Annotated in this window: 14 protein-coding genes; 4 read left to right on the forward strand and 10 right to left on the reverse strand. The window is 62.9% G+C overall.

Going from position 1 to position 15,376, the window contains the following annotated elements:
• Positions 1-463: 463 nt before the first annotated feature.
• The 3 genes from M2281_RS24435 to cml all read right to left on the reverse strand — a co-directional run bounded on the left by M2281_RS24435 (position 464) and on the right by cml (position 3,251).
• Positions 464-673, reverse strand: a complete 210-nt coding sequence (locus M2281_RS24435; protein WP_280823970.1) for a cold-shock protein — start codon at positions 671-673, stop codon at positions 464-466.
• Positions 674-1,304: 631 nt separating this feature from the next.
• Entirely contained in the window at positions 1,305-1,727 is a 423-nt protein-coding gene (locus M2281_RS24440; protein ID WP_280823813.1) for a VOC family protein, read from the reverse strand.
• 315 nt (positions 1,728-2,042) lie between these two features.
• Positions 2,043-3,251, reverse strand: a complete 1,209-nt coding sequence (cml, locus tag M2281_RS24445) for a CmlA/FloR family chloramphenicol efflux MFS transporter (protein WP_280823814.1) — start codon at positions 3,249-3,251, stop codon at positions 2,043-2,045.
• 430 nt (positions 3,252-3,681) lie between these two features.
• Here cml and carB point away from each other — a divergent pair, with 430 nt between their 5' ends.
• A complete protein-coding gene (carB, locus tag M2281_RS24450) occupies positions 3,682-7,158 on the forward strand; it encodes a carbamoyl-phosphate synthase large subunit (protein WP_280823815.1) in 3,477 nt (1,158 codons plus the stop codon).
• A 63-nt stretch (positions 7,159-7,221) separates the two neighbouring features.
• On the opposite strand, the gene M2281_RS24455 is transcribed toward carB, so the two are convergent.
• Positions 7,222-8,385: a branched-chain amino acid ABC transporter substrate-binding protein gene (locus M2281_RS24455; RefSeq protein ID WP_280823816.1), complete on the reverse strand. Its 1,164-nt coding sequence runs from the start codon at positions 8,383-8,385 to the stop codon at positions 7,222-7,224.
• A 178-nt stretch (positions 8,386-8,563) separates the two neighbouring features.
• Here M2281_RS24455 and M2281_RS24460 point away from each other — a divergent pair, with 178 nt between their 5' ends.
• Entirely contained in the window at positions 8,564-8,899 is a 336-nt protein-coding gene (locus M2281_RS24460; protein ID WP_280823817.1) for a hypothetical protein, read from the forward strand.
• Positions 8,900-9,465: 566 nt separating this feature from the next.
• Here M2281_RS24460 and M2281_RS24465 read toward each other — a convergent pair.
• Together M2281_RS24465 and M2281_RS24470 are read right to left on the reverse strand one after the other, a co-directional pair.
• Positions 9,466-9,957 carry a GNAT family N-acetyltransferase gene (locus M2281_RS24465; protein WP_280823818.1) on the reverse strand — a complete coding sequence of 164 codons (492 nt, stop codon included), beginning with the start codon at positions 9,955-9,957 and terminating at the stop codon, positions 9,466-9,468.
• Between the two features lie 48 nt (positions 9,958-10,005).
• Positions 10,006-10,956 (reverse strand): lytic transglycosylase domain-containing protein, encoded by a 951-nt coding sequence (locus M2281_RS24470; RefSeq protein WP_280823819.1) that lies wholly within the window; start codon positions 10,954-10,956, stop codon positions 10,006-10,008.
• 206 nt (positions 10,957-11,162) lie between these two features.
• On the opposite strand from M2281_RS24470, the gene M2281_RS24475 reads away from it, so the two are divergent.
• A complete protein-coding gene (locus M2281_RS24475) occupies positions 11,163-11,744 on the forward strand; it encodes a methylated-DNA--[protein]-cysteine S-methyltransferase (RefSeq protein ID WP_280823820.1) in 582 nt (193 codons plus the stop codon).
• A gap of 10 nt (positions 11,745-11,754) precedes the next feature.
• Here M2281_RS24475 and M2281_RS24480 read toward each other — a convergent pair whose 3' ends face one another.
• Positions 11,755-12,081, reverse strand: coding sequence for a hypothetical protein (locus M2281_RS24480; RefSeq protein ID WP_280823821.1), 327 nt, complete (start codon positions 12,079-12,081; stop codon positions 11,755-11,757).
• 306 nt (positions 12,082-12,387) lie between these two features.
• On the opposite strand from M2281_RS24480, the gene M2281_RS24485 reads away from it, so the two are divergent.
• Positions 12,388-12,600, forward strand: a complete 213-nt coding sequence (locus M2281_RS24485; RefSeq protein WP_280823822.1) for a cold-shock protein — start codon at positions 12,388-12,390, stop codon at positions 12,598-12,600.
• A 239-nt stretch (positions 12,601-12,839) separates the two neighbouring features.
• Here the strand turns inward: M2281_RS24485 and M2281_RS24490 are convergent, their stop codons facing one another.
• The 3 genes from M2281_RS24490 to M2281_RS24500 form a co-directional block, all read right to left on the reverse strand.
• Entirely contained in the window at positions 12,840-13,451 is a 612-nt protein-coding gene (locus M2281_RS24490; protein WP_280823823.1) for a glutathione S-transferase family protein, read from the reverse strand.
• A gap of 96 nt (positions 13,452-13,547) precedes the next feature.
• Entirely contained in the window at positions 13,548-14,366 is an 819-nt protein-coding gene (locus M2281_RS24495) for an EAL domain-containing protein (RefSeq protein WP_280823971.1), read from the reverse strand.
• On the reverse strand, positions 14,366-15,238 hold the full coding sequence (locus M2281_RS24500; RefSeq protein WP_280823824.1) for an EAL domain-containing protein: 873 nt from the start codon (positions 15,236-15,238) through the stop codon (positions 14,366-14,368). The genes M2281_RS24495 and M2281_RS24500 overlap by 1 nt, the downstream gene beginning before the upstream one ends.
• Positions 15,239-15,376 lie beyond the last annotated feature (138 nt).

Below are 15,376 nucleotides of genomic sequence, written 5' to 3' on the forward strand. Positions count from 1 at the left end.
GAATAGATCCATGGGCGGGGCTCCTTGACCAATTAAGCTTGAGGAGCCTGCCCGCAGATTGAAATCCTGTCACCCCCGCAGCGGGAGCGCCACGGGAGCCCCAATCATCCGATCTTCTTTTTTGCGTTTCACGCTGGCGATTTGGCCTTGGGCTTTCCCCCTGACGGGGCGCGGTACTCGTTCTTCCCCGAGCCCTTGGCGGGCTCTGCAGCCACCCTGGCCAAACGAGCCAGCCGAAGGCGTTGTGTCTTCGCTTCTCGCTTGGCGACCTCCGCGTCGACTATCTCACGAGCTATCCTGGTCGTTGTCTCGGTCTTGTCCAGCTTAGCCCGTTTTGACCTAAAACTGTCCTCGACTCCGTTCATGATGGTCATCCTCGAGACGAAAAAGGCCGGGAACTTCCCGGCCTTCTGCTGATGGCCCGACGGCCAGCAAATTCGCGGTCAAAGACCGGAAGCGGCATTCATGCGGCCTGCAGGTTCTCGGCCGAGCTCTTGCCCTTGCGCGGATCCGCAACGACGTCGAAGGTCAGCTTTTGACCTTCCACGAGGGTCCTCATTCCAGCGCGCTCGACGGCGGAAATGTGGACAAAAACGTCGGGCTGTCCGTTGCCCTGCTCAATAAAGCCGAAGCCTTTGGTGGCGTTGAAAAACTTTACTGTTCCGGTGGCCATGAGGTTTCCTTTCAAATCGGAGTACAGTGTCGCGCTTGGCCGAGTGCCAAACGGCGAGTTGTCGAAATTGAGAAGGAAGATCGTCTGGGCACCAAAGCGCAGAAACAACGTTCGTCAGCAAGATCGATGCCGGGATATAGGCGCGAGCCAAGGCAACGGCAAGGCTTTCCGGAACAATACCAGCGGCCCTCAAGCTGACCGACGGCCTGGTCACGCCCAAGGGCGTCATCGTCGCGGCTTACGAGCGCGCCGGCGAGGTCGAAACCGGCGACTTCGGGCTGGATAACCCCAGCGAGGCAGAACTGGAGCGGCGGCGGGGATTGGCCGCGATGGAGAGCAAGCTGAAGTCGGCGTAAGCCAAGCTCAGCCCCCGCATTCCCCTCTCCGCCTTCAGGGCAGAGCAATCGCATAAGGCGCGACTTACCCCCACTCCGCCTCGCTTTGCTTGGCACCTCTCCCCCTCAAAAGGGGAGAGGAAAGGTGCCAGCCTTGCCAACGGCGCTTCCTCTCCCCCGTCGACCGGGGGAGAGGTGGTTTGCGAAGCAAACCGGAGTGGGGGTCGAATACTATGTGCGATCGCCCTTTAGGCAGGCGTCAACAAAGCCCCCGACCTCAGGATGCTATTCTCTCGTCAAAGCCCAAAAGTGACCAGGCCGTTTTCGTCGATTGCCCATGCGGGGTTCCAGGCGATTTCCCAGGCGTGATCGTCAGGGTCCGCGACATACCCACGGAATCCACCATGCGGCGGGGCATCCGCCTCCCGGACCAGGCTTCCTCCAGCCTCCACCAGCTGACGCATGACCGTTTCAACGTCCTCACGCCCGGGAACGTTATGCGCGAGCGAAAAGGCTCCCGGCGACTTCAGCCCCGATCGTCCCATGTCCTGTTCAAGCGATCCGAGCTTGAAGGTGCCAAGAACAAACCCGTTCATCTGGTAGAAAACGATCTCATCGTTCTGGAATACGGGCATCCATCCGAAACCCTCGACATAGAAGCGCCTGGAGCGCTCGAGGTCGCGGACACCGAGTGTGATAACTGAAATCTGCTGCTGCATAGCCAAGTCCTTTCCATTCGCCCCGCGGGATTGCGAGGCGTGAAGGTCTTGGGCCGCTACCGAAGTAGAGGAAGGACCCGCATCGGCGGGGGTTGGGCCAACCGCACCAACCTAACCTGTTTTAGACCGAAGTACGGTCTCAGATTCGACAGACCGGGGCAAGACGGGGCGGATTTCGTCCCCTCCATTCGTATAGAATGGCGGGATCAGTAGGAAACTCTCACAAGGGGCGCCGATATTCGCTGAGTGTAGCCACAAAGCGGAAGGGGGATTGCCTGAGCGGCCCGATTTCGCGAGCCGCCCAGGCAATCAGCTTCATGCAGTCTGCAGATGCAGATCGCGCCTACGGAGCCACGACAACGCGACCAGGGTGATGGTCGACATGCCGGCCGCATAGGTGATGAGAGGCCATGCGGTGTCACCGTCGAGCACGATCACGAAGCCCGTGCCGATCACGCCGACGATGAGGCTCTGGATGCAGAAGTGCAGGGCGACGGCCGTGCCGGCCACTTCTCCGAACTCCTGCAAGGCGCCGTTGGCCGTGACGGAGGTCGTGAAGACGATGCCCACCGCGATCAGCCACATCGGCAGGACAAAGGACCCGAGGGACGGCGCCAGGAAAAGCTGCCCGACCGCGAGCAGGCACGCGCCCAGGATCAACATCGCCATGCCGCGCACCACGCTGCCCGGAATGCCCCATCGCGCCACGAAATCCTTGGTAAAGCGCGTCGTGACGATCATGGCCAAGGCGACCGTCGCAAACGCGAGGCTGAAGCCGAGTTCCGAGAAGCCTGCCCCGTCTATCAGCACGCGCGGAGCCGTGGAGAAGAACACAAAGAACGTGCCCATCGCGGTCCCGAAGCCGACCGTGTAGGTCCAAAAGGCAGGGCTTTTTAGCACCAGCCCGAAGCCCGCTCCGCGCGCTCCCCTCTTCTCCAGCCGTGTTTCGCGCCATGTTGGTAGCACGAGTACGAGCAGGATGAGCGTCGGGATGCCCAGCGCAAGGAAGATGGCGCGCCATCCCCAAAAGCCCATGACGAGCGCTCCGGCGATGGGGCCGAGGGCCGGCACAAAAGCCAACGTCGCGTTCATAAGGCTATAGATGACAGCACTTTCCGGGCGCTCCGCATAAACGTCGCGAATGGTGGCGAAGAGCGCCACCAGCACGGCTGCCGCGCCCGTTGCCTGCACCAGCCGAAGCAGCACAAACAGCCCGGTCGATGATGTGGCAGCAAGGGCAAAGGAGGCAGCGGCGAAGACGACCGTCCCGCCAATGAGGACCGGCCGGCGACCGAAACGGTCCGAAAGCGGCCCGAAGAGGATTTGCCCTACCCCGAGCATGATCATGTAGAGGGTAAGGGTCAGTTGCACCATCTCGGGCGTGGTGCCGAGGATTCCCGGCATGGCGGGAACGGCCGGCAGGTATATGTCCATGCCAAGGGAAGCGAGAATGTTGAAGGGTGCCAGCAGCATCATTGCTACCGGCAGGCTGTAGGTCCACAGCCGGATATTATTTGCAGACATGACAAAGCATCCGCTCGAATAAATGAAGTTCGGCGGCGGCCTGCGCTATCAGGTAACAGGATCGGAACCGGGCAGACGGCCGCAACAACGAAGAGAACGTTGCTGCGGCTTAGCGGTCTGAAGTTTTAGGTTCCATGGATACGGCCCTGAGTGAAGGGGGGGGTGAACGAGCGGAGCAGTCTGTACCAGACATGCCCTGAGCCAGCAACGGCCAGTTCCGGCACGCATAGAAGCACGATTTCACCCCTCTCCCCCCGCCCGCATGGCAGCCATGCCGAAAAGTCGCAAAGATTCACGCATATTTGGGGTTACAAGCGTGCCGGCATTTGCCTATAAGGCGCCCTTAGCCTGACAACAGACTCTGCACCCCACCGGCCGGCGTTCCCGCGCCGGGGTTTTTGCGCAGAGCCAACGACGAACGGACCCGACCATGCCAAAACGCACCGACATCAAGTCCATCCTGATCATCGGCGCCGGTCCCATCGTTATCGGCCAGGCCTGCGAATTCGACTACTCCGGCACCCAGGCCTGCAAGGCGCTCCGAGAAGAAGGGTTCCGCGTCATCCTGGTCAACTCCAACCCGGCCACGATCATGACCGACCCGGAGCTGGCGGACGCCACCTATATCGAGCCGATCACGCCCGAGGTTGTCGCCAAGATCATCGCCAAGGAGCGCCCGGATGCGCTGTTGCCCACCATGGGCGGCCAGACCGCGCTCAACACCGCCCTGTCGCTGCGCCGCATGGGCGTGCTGGAGCGCTACAATGTCGAGATGATCGGCGCCGACGCCCACGCCATTGACAAGGCCGAGGACCGCGCCTTGTTCCGCGAGGCCATGGCCAAGATCGGGCTTGAGACGCCGCGCTCCATGCTCGCCAACGCCACCGACGTCAAGGACGCCGACCGCAAGAAGCATGACGCCGAGCGCGCCGCGCTGAAGGCGTCGGGCGCCTCCGACACCCAGCTCGATGCGCTTGAAACAAGCTGGAACCTCGGCGAAGGCGACCGCAAGCAGCGCTACGTTTCGCACGCCATGGGCGTTGCGGCCACCGCGCTCGACGTGGTCGGCCTGCCGGCCATCATCCGCCCCTCGTTCACGCTCGGCGGCACCGGCGGCGGCATCGCCTTCAACCGCCAGGAATTCTTCGAGATCGTGCAGTCGGGCCTCGACGCCTCGCCGACCACCGAAGTCCTCATCGAGGAAAGCGTGCTGGGCTGGAAGGAGTATGAGATGGAGGTCGTCCGCGACAAGGCGGACAACTGCATCATCGTCTGCTCCATCGAGAACATCGACCCGATGGGCGTGCACACCGGGGATTCCATCACCGTCGCCCCCGCGCTGACCTTGACTGACAAGGAATACCAGATCATGCGCAACGCCTCGATCGCGGTGCTGCGCGAGATCGGCGTCGAGACCGGCGGTTCGAACGTTCAGTTCGCCGTCAATCCCGACGACGGCCGCCTCGTCGTCATCGAGATGAACCCGCGCGTGTCGCGCTCCTCGGCACTTGCCTCCAAGGCGACCGGCTTCCCGATCGCCAAGATCGCGGCCAAGCTTGCCGTCGGCTACACGATGGACGAGCTGGAAAACGACATCACCGGCGGCGCGACGCCTGCCTCCTTCGAGCCGAGCATCGATTACGTCGTCACCAAGATCCCGCGCTTTGCCTTCGAAAAGTTCCCGGGCGCCGAGCCGACGCTGACCACCGCCATGAAGTCGGTGGGCGAGGTCATGGCCATTGGCCGCACCTTCCAGGAATCGCTGCAGAAGGCGCTCCGCGGCCTCGAAACCGGCCTCACCGGCCTCGACGAGATCGAGATCCCCGGCATCGGCCATGGCGACGACAAGAACGCCATTCGCGCAGCCCTCGGCACGCCCACGCCGGACCGCCTGCGCATGGTCGCCCAGGCCATCCGCATGGGCACCTCGCTCGAAGACGTGCACGCCATGTGCAAGATCGACCCGTGGTTCCTCGAGCAGATCGCCGGCATCATCGCCATGGAAGAGCGCATCCGCGAGCACAGCCTGCCGCAGGATGCCACCAATCTGCGCATGCTGAAGGCCATGGGTTTTTCGGACGCCCGGCTTGCCTCGCTGACCGGCAAGAAGGCCAAGGATGTCGCCCTGCTGCGCAATTCGCTCGGCGTCCACCCGGTCTACAAGCGCATCGACACCTGCGCTGCCGAATTCGCCTCCCCCACCGCCTATATGTACTCCACCTACGAAGTGCCGTTTGCCGGTCAGCTCGCCAACGAGGCCGAGGTCTCCGACCGCAAGAAGGTGGTGATCCTCGGCGGCGGCCCCAACCGTATCGGCCAGGGCATCGAGTTCGACTATTGCTGCTGCCACGCCTGCTTCGCGCTCGCCGAGGCCGGCTATGAATCCATCATGATCAACTGCAACCCGGAGACGGTCTCGACCGACTACGACACCTCCGACCGGCTCTATTTCGAGCCGCTGACGGCGGAAGACGTGATCGAGATCCTGAAGATGGAGCAGAGCCGCGGCGAGCTCGTCGGCGTGATCGTGCAGTTCGGCGGCCAGACCCCGCTGAAGCTGGCCGAGGCGCTCGAAAAGAACGGCATCCCGATCCTCGGCACCTCGCCCGACGCGATCGACCTTGCCGAAGACCGCGACCGCTTCCAGAAGCTTCTGCAGAAGCTCGACCTCGCCCAGCCCAAGAACGGCATCGCCTACTCGGTCGAGCAGGCGCGCACGGTGGCCGGCGAGCTCGGCTTCCCTCTGGTGGTGCGCCCGTCCTACGTGCTGGGCGGCCGCGCCATGCAGATCATTCACGACGAGAGCATGCTGCAGACCTACCTGCTCGACATCGTGCCGGGCCTGGTGCCCGAGGACATCAAGCAGAAATATCCGAACGACAAGACCGGCCAGATCAACACGCTGCTCGGCAAAAACCCGCTGCTGTTCGACACCTATCTCACCGACGCCATCGAGGTGGACGTGGACTGCCTGTGCGACGGCTCGGACGTCTTCGTCTCCGGCATCATGGAGCACATCGAGGAGGCCGGCATCCATTCGGGCGACTCCGCCTGCTCGCTGCCCGTCCACACGCTGTCCGACGAGATCGTCGCAGAGCTGGAGCGCCAGACGGCCGCCCTTGCCCGCGCGCTAAAGGTCGGCGGCCTGATGAACGTGCAATACGCCATCAAGGACGGCACGATCTATGTGCTGGAGGTGAACCCGCGCGCCAGCCGCACCGTGCCCTTCGTCGCCAAGACCGTGGGCAAGCCGATCGCCAAGGTCGCGGCCCGCATCATGGCCGGCGAAACGCTGGACGGCGCCTTCGCCAATTACGGCGAAAAGCCCGACCCGCGCACGCCCGGCCACATCGCGGTCAAGGAAGCGGTGTTCCCGTTTGCGCGCTTCCCGGGCGTCGACACCCTGCTCGGACCCGAGATGCGCTCCACCGGCGAGGTCATGGGCCTCGACCGCGACTATGCGCTGGCCTTCGCAAAAGCCCAGCTCGGCGCGGGCGTCGACCTGCCGCGCTCGGGCACGCTGTTCGTCTCGGTGCGCGATGACGACAAGAAGGGCATTCTGGGTCCCGTCAAGCGCCTGGCCGGCCTGGGCTTCAAGGTGCTGGCCACCGGCGGCACCCAGCGCTTCCTCGCCGAAAACGGCATCGAGGCCGAGAAGATCAACAAGGTGCTGGAAGGCCGCCCGCATATCGAGGACGCCATCCGCAACCGCCAGGTGCAGATCGTGTTCAATACGACAGACGGCCAGAAGGCCGTGTCGGACTCCAAATCCCTGCGCCGCGCGACCCTGATGCAGAAGGTGCCCTATTACACCACGCTGTCGGGCATGGAGGCCGTGGCCGAAGCCATCGCCGCGCTGAAGGCGGGCAGCCTCGAGGTTCGGCCGCTGCAGGAGTATTTTGTCTAAGGCGCAGCCGCGCCTGGCGAGAATACACTGGCCCTGAGTTTGGGAGGCTATCAGCCTCCCTTCTCAGTCCATGCTGTAGAACCCCCAGTTCCCGCCGGGCTGACGTTGCCATTTATACATGGCAACGTCAGGCTCTCGGCGATCACCCTTCTCGTCGAATGACAGTTCTCCCAGTATTGTCGGAACAGCTTTGCCGGAGCGTAGTGCCGACGAAATGGCACGCGGGTCATTGCTTTTGGCAATTTCCGCACCTTTGGCGATTACCTGGACAGCCGCGTACGACTTCAACGCGTAAGCGATGGGGGCAACTCCTTTGGCACGAAGGCGTTCAACGATTCCCTGAACATTCGGGCGCGCCTGATCTTGCAGGGAAAAGGTCATGAGCGTGCCCTCAAGACCCCCCCCTGCCGCAACAGCCAAACCGCCGACGGCGGCACCGTCACCGGTAACGAATTGCATCTCAAGACCCGCGGCGCTGGACTTTCGGATGAGCGCCCCCAGCTCTTCCGCCAAGCCCCCGAAATAGACAACCTCGATGTTCTGAGATTTAAGCTTGTCCACGAGCGTCGAAAGACCTTTGCCCTTGAATCTCACCGTCGAAAATATCGTCTCCTTGATGCCTGCAGCGTTCAGGGAGGCCTTTGTCTTCTCTGCTAGTCCTTTGCCGTAGGGGGTTCCGTCGTGAAGCACGGCGATCTTCTGACCAGGGAAGTTCTTCGCCACGTATTCGCCAGCAAAGGTACCCTGCACGTCATCGCGTCCCGACGTGCGAAAAGTATTCCAGAGCCCTGCGTCGGTGAACAGAGGATTAGTGGTCGAGGGGCTGATCATCAAAACGCCCGCCTTCGCATAGATGGGGGCCGCGAAGATCGAGCTTGTCGAGTTATAGTGCCCGACTACGAACTTCACCCCCATCTTCGAGAGTTTCGCAGCAATTGCTCTACCGGTCTGCTGACTTCCCTCGTCGCCAACAAAGTGAAATTCGATCTTTTGACCGTTGATGCCGCCCTGCGCATTGATATCGTCCACCGCGAGTTGAACGCCACTGCGCATTTCAGCACCCCAGGCAGCCCAATCTCCATCGGTAGGGCCCACGACAGCAAGCTTAACCGTTGATGTTGTTTCTTCCGCGGCAGCAGGCGCATACCAAGACGCTGCCAGAAGAAATGCTGAGAACGCAGCCGCAACAATTCGTGCGATGACTCTACCCAAGAGTACTCTGGACAATCTCACCCCCCCTCGAAATCGAAGTACAGGTTGAGATCAAGTCTTATGAAATAGCAAGCTGGATAAAGAGGCATACGCTTCGGCACCCAACGGAGAGAATTTGCCAGATCTTCGAGACGCTGCCGGCTTATGCCCCGAGCGCGAAGCAGCTAGTGTGCGCGCAACAGGAGCACACCACATGGAGCCAGACGAAATCTCCCTCGTCCCACCCCAGGTCGTCGCCGACAACGCGGCCAAGGGGCTTGCCTTGCGTGCAAAATTCGGGCGGGGCGGAACCGAGATCGGCGTGGGCCGCGCGCAGGAACTGGTGGCGCGGCGGGCGCTGCAGCCCTCGACCATCCGGCGCATGGTCAGCTTTTTCGCCCGCCACGATGTCGACAAGCACGCAAAAAATTTCGGCAATGAACAAAACCCCTCGGCCGGCTATGTCGCCTGGCTCTTGTGGGGCGGCGACGAGGGCCGCGCCTGGGCAATCGAGCTGAAGAAGGTGATCGGCAACGCGCCCGACATCTGAAGTCCGCGTGCCTGCGGGGACAAAATCCGCCACGCCTTTCGCGCAAGCCATTGATTTTTCGGCTATCGGCATCGCCGGCGACGCTTTTTCATCCCCCACATTCGTCCCTCCCACATAATGCCCGCATCGGCCTCACCGGGAACACGGGTCATGAACCGGATGAGCGTGGAGGGCGACGATGTCCGGGCTGGTGGCGCTAACGGTGGCGCTGCTGGGTGATGAACCCCCAAGTCCGGGCCTTTGCGGCGGCTGGCCACGCGAATGTGGAGGCGACTGAGCGGGGCAAGAGCATCGAACGGGCGGTCGTGGAGACCGCCGATATACTACTAGATGAGCGCGTTTCCCGACCGCCCGTCTTCCCAGGTTCTTTGAAATAGCCAGACGGTGAAAACCGGGCGTGGCGATGAATAGGTGCGTCCTTCGAGGCGCGCCCTGCGGGCGAGCACCTCAGGATGAGGACGGTTGGCGCTATCGCAACCTTGGGAGGTGGGTGCCGCCGTTAGCCCTCATGGTGAGGTGCGAGCGTAGCGAGCCTCGAACCACGAGGGCGGCATGAAGGGCAGCCCCTACTCCAGCGGCACGCGGCGCATGCCGAGACGCTCGTAGAGCCGCACGGCGTCGCGGTTTTCGAGCGTGTGGGTTTTCAGATCGACATGGGCAGCACCCCGCGCATGGAAGGCGGCAAAAACCTGCCAGAGCAGCGCCTCGCCCAGCCCCAGCCGGCGCGCATCAGGCTTTACGGCAAGGTCCTTGAGGTACGCGCTGGTCCAGCATTGCGCGGTAGCTGCAAGGCCGCCCTCGGCGTCGAACACCAGAAAGCACAGAGCGGGGTCGAACTCCGCGTCAGTCGAGAGTTCTTGCCACCAGGCGTCAAATGTCTCGTCACGACGCTCCGGAAAAACCTCCGTCAGCAGCGCGTGCAGAGAGGCCGCATCGGGCGCAGACGACAAGGTGCGCAGGACAAAACCGGCCGGCCAGGCCGGCGCCTGCAATGCGCCGCCGAGGTCGCGGCGCAGCCTTATCACCTCATCATGAGGCTGCGCGCTTGGCTCAAGCATTGTCGTTCCTTCGCGGAAACGGATGCGGCGGAAGGGGCACGAGCCGGATCAGGCGGCACCTGCGGCGGAAGGCTTGGCGGGTGCGGCGGACGGAACCGGCGCTGTGGCCGGCGTGATGACCGGCATGTCGTCCGGGCCGGGCGCCGGAGGTGCCGGCGGGAACTGGCCTTTCATCGAGGCCGGGATGACCTCGGCCGTCGGCGGGAATTCGACCTGCGCCGCAACCGTGGCTTCCTGCTCCTCGCCCGGGCTGCGCATGCGGTGGCGATCGGAGCTCATGCCGGCCGCGCCCAGGAGGCCCATGCGCTTGGCGTCGTAATAATAGCCGCGCTGATAGAGTCGGTCGGCGCGTGCCTGGTCGCCCTTGGCCACCAGAAAGGCGCCGCGCAGATATTTCACAGAGTATTTGAGATTGGTCTCGGCATCCAGCAGGCCGCGCGCCGGGCCGTCATAGCCCATGCCGCGTGCGGTGGAGTGCTTGATCTGCATCAGGCCCCAATGGCCGCGATTATAGGCCGAGGGGTTAAAGGTGCTCTCACGCTTGACCACGCGGCGCACCAGATCCGCCGGCACTTCGTACATGGCGGCATATTTCTGGATCAGCTGCTCGATCTCGGCGGGACCTGCCGGGCCGGCATCGGCGGTGGCATAGGCGCTGGCCGGCATCATCGGCTCGAGCGAGGCAACCTGCGTGCCGCCGGCCTTCTGCGGCGCCGTCAGCATGGGATCGCCCGGTCGCGTCGGCGGCGGCAGCTGGCCCTCGGGCAGCGCGGCAGTCGCATCGGCCATCAGCGGCACCGGCGCGCCTTCGACCGGCGCATAGGAGCTCGGCAGCACGGCAACCGTTTCGGGCAGCGGGAAATCGGCGCTCTGTTCGTCGACAGGGGCGGTGTTCAGCGCAAGGTCTGGCGCTGCGCCATTGCCGGTGGAGGTACAGGCCGACAGGCACGCTGCAGAGAGCGCAACGCCGACAGCCAGAAAAATCCGCAATTTGGGCAAGCCCGCTCTCACTGCAATCGTCAAAAATACCCGTCCCCGCTGACAAATCAATTACATGAGCCACCCCCTCTGGGCAACACGACGGGTTAAGATTGCAATAACGCTACCGATCAACACCTGTTTCAAACCGTAAGGAAAGCGTTTGTTCTCCGTTTGTACACGTCGATTAACCGTGATATAAACGGCTGCGTATCGGAAAGTGACAGATGTCTTCACCCCTTCCCTATCATCTCTTCGAAACCGCGCTGGGCTGGATCGGCCTCGCCTGGAGCGAGCGCGGCCTGACCCGGCTGCAACTGCCCGAGCGTGACCGCCCTGCCACCGAAAGGCGGCTGCTGGCGACGCTGCCGGGCGCTGAGCGTGGAACGCCGGTCGAGCGGCGCGAAGAAGAGCTTCCGGCTGAGATTGCCGCGGCGGTCGCGCTTGTGCGGCGCTACGCGGCGGGCGAGACGGTCGATTTTTCCGGCGTCCCCGTCGATCTAGGCAATGCCGACGAGTTTCGGCTGGCGATCTACGACGCGGCGCGCAACTTGGGTTTCGGCGAGACGACCACCTATGGCGAACTGGCGAACCGTGCCGGCCACACCGGGCTGGCGCGCGAAACGGGCCAGGCGCTCGGCCGCAACCCGGTGCCCATCGTGGTGCCCTGCCATCGCATCGTCGCCGCCGGCGGCAAGATCGGCGGCTTTTCGGCGCCCGGAGGCTCGACCACCAAGGAGCGGCTGCTCGAGCTCGAGGGCGTGCGGGTCGGCCCGCCACCGCCCGCGCAGGGCTCGTTCGGATTCTAGATCAGTTTTTTTACGGATGCTTGCGCAGCAGCTTGGGGCGGCGTTCGGACTCGACCGTGCGGCATTCGCGCACCGGGCAGGCCTTGCGGTCGGCGCTCGGCACAAGGGTGGTTTCGGCGCGTTCATTGCTCTTGCAGTATTGCCGGTCGCGCACATAGCGGTCGTGGCGCTGCACCGAAGGATCGCGCGGCGAGCGATAGCGCAGGATCACCGCGCCTTCCCGATCGATGGCCGACTGCACCTGTCCGCAGCTCATACTCGTTGAATCGTAACGGGAAATCGCCTGCGCTTGATAGGCTACCAGCGACAGGCAAAGAGCGAGCAACAGACGTTTCACCACTATCTCCATGAAGAGTCGGGCAAACCCCTACCCGACCGTCCCGCGCTATGGCGAGAAATGGCCGGAAGAATGGCAAGATCGAGTCACTCCTTACAAAACGGCGAACTGTTGCGCTAGCGTCCCTCTTGTGCTCTGGCGGATGAACTCCTATATCGGGTCCGTTGATATTTCGGCCGATTGCTCGGTACTCTCGCGATTTTCTCGCGTTTGCTGATGTCTGTCTCCTAAATCTCGATACCAACGACTGGATTTCGGCCATCGGCATCCAGTCAAACTACACAGCGAACGAAGGAATATACTAGTATGGCAACCGGCACCGTTAAGTGGTTCAACGCAACCAAGGGCTTCGGCTTCATTCAGCCCGACGCCGGCGGCGCGGACGTTTTCGTCCACATCTCCGCTGTTGAACGCGCTGGCATGTCCACCCTCAACGAAGGCCAGAAGGTCAATTTCGAGATCGAGCAGGACCGCCGCACCGGCCGTTCGGCTGCTGGGTCCATCTCCAAGGCCGGCTGATTTTAAAGCGCGCCCGGCCCTAGGGTCGAAGCGCGCGGCAAGTCACGGATGTACTGGCGGCCGCGCGTGAAGCGCGCCGGAGGTCCAGGGTGGGAGTTCGACGCGGCAGATTGCCGCCGAGCCCGACTGACGGACCCCAGATCAGTCCCTTTGGGGCACGGAAGGCGGGGTAACTCCCCGCCTTTTTGCTGTCCGGATTTTATTTGGCCTTCGCCGCGGCGACCAAGCCGTGACCCGCCTCATGGCAGCCAATCGATCGGCACGTGTCCGGGATCGTTGCGCACGCGGTCCAGCCACGCCGACACTGCCGGATATGCAGTGACGTCGAAGCCTCCCTCGCCCGCCACATGGGTGTAGGCATAAAGCGCAATATCCGCCACGCTCATCGCATTGCCCGCAAAGAAGGCGTTTGCGGCAAGGTGCTTGTCCATGACGCCAAGCGCCTTGTTGCCCCGCTCCAGCGTCGAGGCCAGCCTTTCCGGCGTCGCATCCTTTGCGCGCTCCGGAAAGACCATCAGCGCGCGGCGCACGGCGATATAGGGCTCGTGGCTGTATTGCTCGAAGAACAACCACTGATAGGCAAGCGCGCGCTCATAGCTGTCCGCCGACAGCAGGCGCGTTCCTTCGGCCAGATGGAGCAGCATGGCATTGGACTCGGCGAGCAGCCGCCCGTCCGGCAGTTCCAGCAGAGGCACCATGCCATTCGGGTTCTTGGCCAGATATTCGGGCGATCGGGTGCCGCCGTTCTGGGAACTCACTTCGATATGCTCGAATGGTTTTCCGAGTTTTGCGAGGAGAAGTCGCGGCTTGTAGCAATTGCCGCTACCGGTCATGCCATAGATCTTGATCATGCAGCCCTCCTTCAGATGAAGCTAAAGCGGCATAACGCCCGCAACCAACGCGATCCAACGATTTGTTTTGGCCGATCCTTCACTGCAAGTGATGGTTCAACGCCGAAACGAGACCACGTTCTGTCCGCCGCCCAGCAAGACGGCTATCGACAGCTGCGTCTCGTCGAAAGCGCAGCCCGCCGAGACCGGCCGGGCAAGAAAATCGCCCTGGAATTGGTCGGCTCCAGCCTCGAGCGCAATGCGCAGCTGATGCGCCGTATCGATGCCGCCGATCAGGACTTTTGCGCCGTGGCTGCGCATCACCGAAATCATCGGCCCCAAGAGCCGTGCGGTCGGCTCGTTGCAGATCTTGCGAAACCAGGCGCTTTCGATCCGCACCAAATCGGCCTTGGCCCCGGCCGGAAGCGTGCGATCGGCACCGAACGAGCCGGCAAGCCGCACGCCCTTCCAGCGCAGTTCCTCGAGGCCGTCCCAGAAATCCTGATCCGCCTGGGTAGAGGAAGAAACCTCGCAAACCAGTTTTTCGGGGCCGAGTACGACGTCTTCACAACCTGGCGCATAACGCTCGGAAAGCAGCGACAGCACCGATGCCCCGCCGCAGGGATCGCAGTCGACATGCAGGTCGAGCCCGGCGATGCCGACATGTCCATAATTGTGAAGCTGCACCGCAAGACCCAGTGCCGAGACGCGCCCCTGGACCTCAGACGAGCACTCCGACCTGAATGCGTCTACTGCAACCGGCTGTCCAAGCAAGCTCGGCATAGACATGCCCTGCAGGCCGGTCAGGTGAAGCGCGCCACCAGCTCGTGAAAAGATCGGCTGGTAGAAACTCTTGAGCCGAAAGGAGCCGAAGACGCCGGAAGCTATGTCGAACTCGTCGACGACAAGCGATTCGCTGAGCGCCCCGATCGACATCACGATGAGCTCTTTCGCCCGGATTGGCGGCGCAAGCCCGGCGCTGCCTGTTGCACCGGCAATGAAGCATGGCCGACCTGCGAAACGCCGCTGCCGAAGCCCGGAGAGACGATCTCGGGCCGCGCCAGGACAAAGCCCTGCACCATGGCGGCACCTGACTTTTCGGCGAGCTCGAGTTGCCAGCCTTCCTCGATGCCTTCGAACACGGTCATGATGCCCTGCTCGGCGAACTTCTCGACCATGGCGGTCAGCATGGCAAAGCCGGCGCCGCTCGCCATCATCCGCCCGATCCACTGCGCGTCGAACTTGACGATGTCCGGGCGCAGCGCCTTGACCCGCTTGATGTCGGAGTCTTCCGTTCCGTAGTCGTCGATGGCGATCCTGAGCCCATTGGCCCGCAGCGCGTCGACGAAACCGCGCAGCGTCGCCAGCGAGGCTGCCTTCTGCTCGGTCACCTCGCAGACGACGCGTCGCGGATCGATCCCGGCCTCGTGCATGACCTCGCGCATGTCCTGCAGCGCACAGTCGGAAACCGACCGCTCGGTGAAGAGCGAGGGGTCGAAATTGACGAAGATCGTCGTTTCCTGGGAGAGGCATGCGGCTGCGTTGAACAGGTGCAGCGTGCGCGTCAGCGTCTCGACTGCCAGCCGCTCGGCCGCAGCAATCGCGCTGAAGAAAATGCCCGGCGAGATCCGTTCGCCGCCCAGGGACGGGCGGATCAATCCCTCATAGGCAACGATCCGGGGCTTGCCATCCGGCTGGAAGGCAAAAATCGGCTGAAACGCCGTCTCCAGCAAGAACGCACCCCAACTGGCCGTCGAGGTTCCGTCGTCCCGTCTGATGATGTGGCCGGGTCCGACATTGCGCGACACGATACTGTTTGCTCCGGATTGACAAAGAAGAATGGCATGGGAAGGTTTTATTGCACGTTAACGCATGCGTGGCTTGCGCGGGCGTTGATGAGGCGTAGGCTTGCGCGAAATATCCGGACCGTTGCCCACGCAACCCTT

The sequence above is a fragment of the Pseudaminobacter soli (ex Li et al. 2025) genome (genome assembly GCF_029892515.1).
GTDB classification, from domain to species: domain Bacteria; phylum Pseudomonadota; class Alphaproteobacteria; order Rhizobiales; family Rhizobiaceae; genus Pseudaminobacter; species Pseudaminobacter soli_A.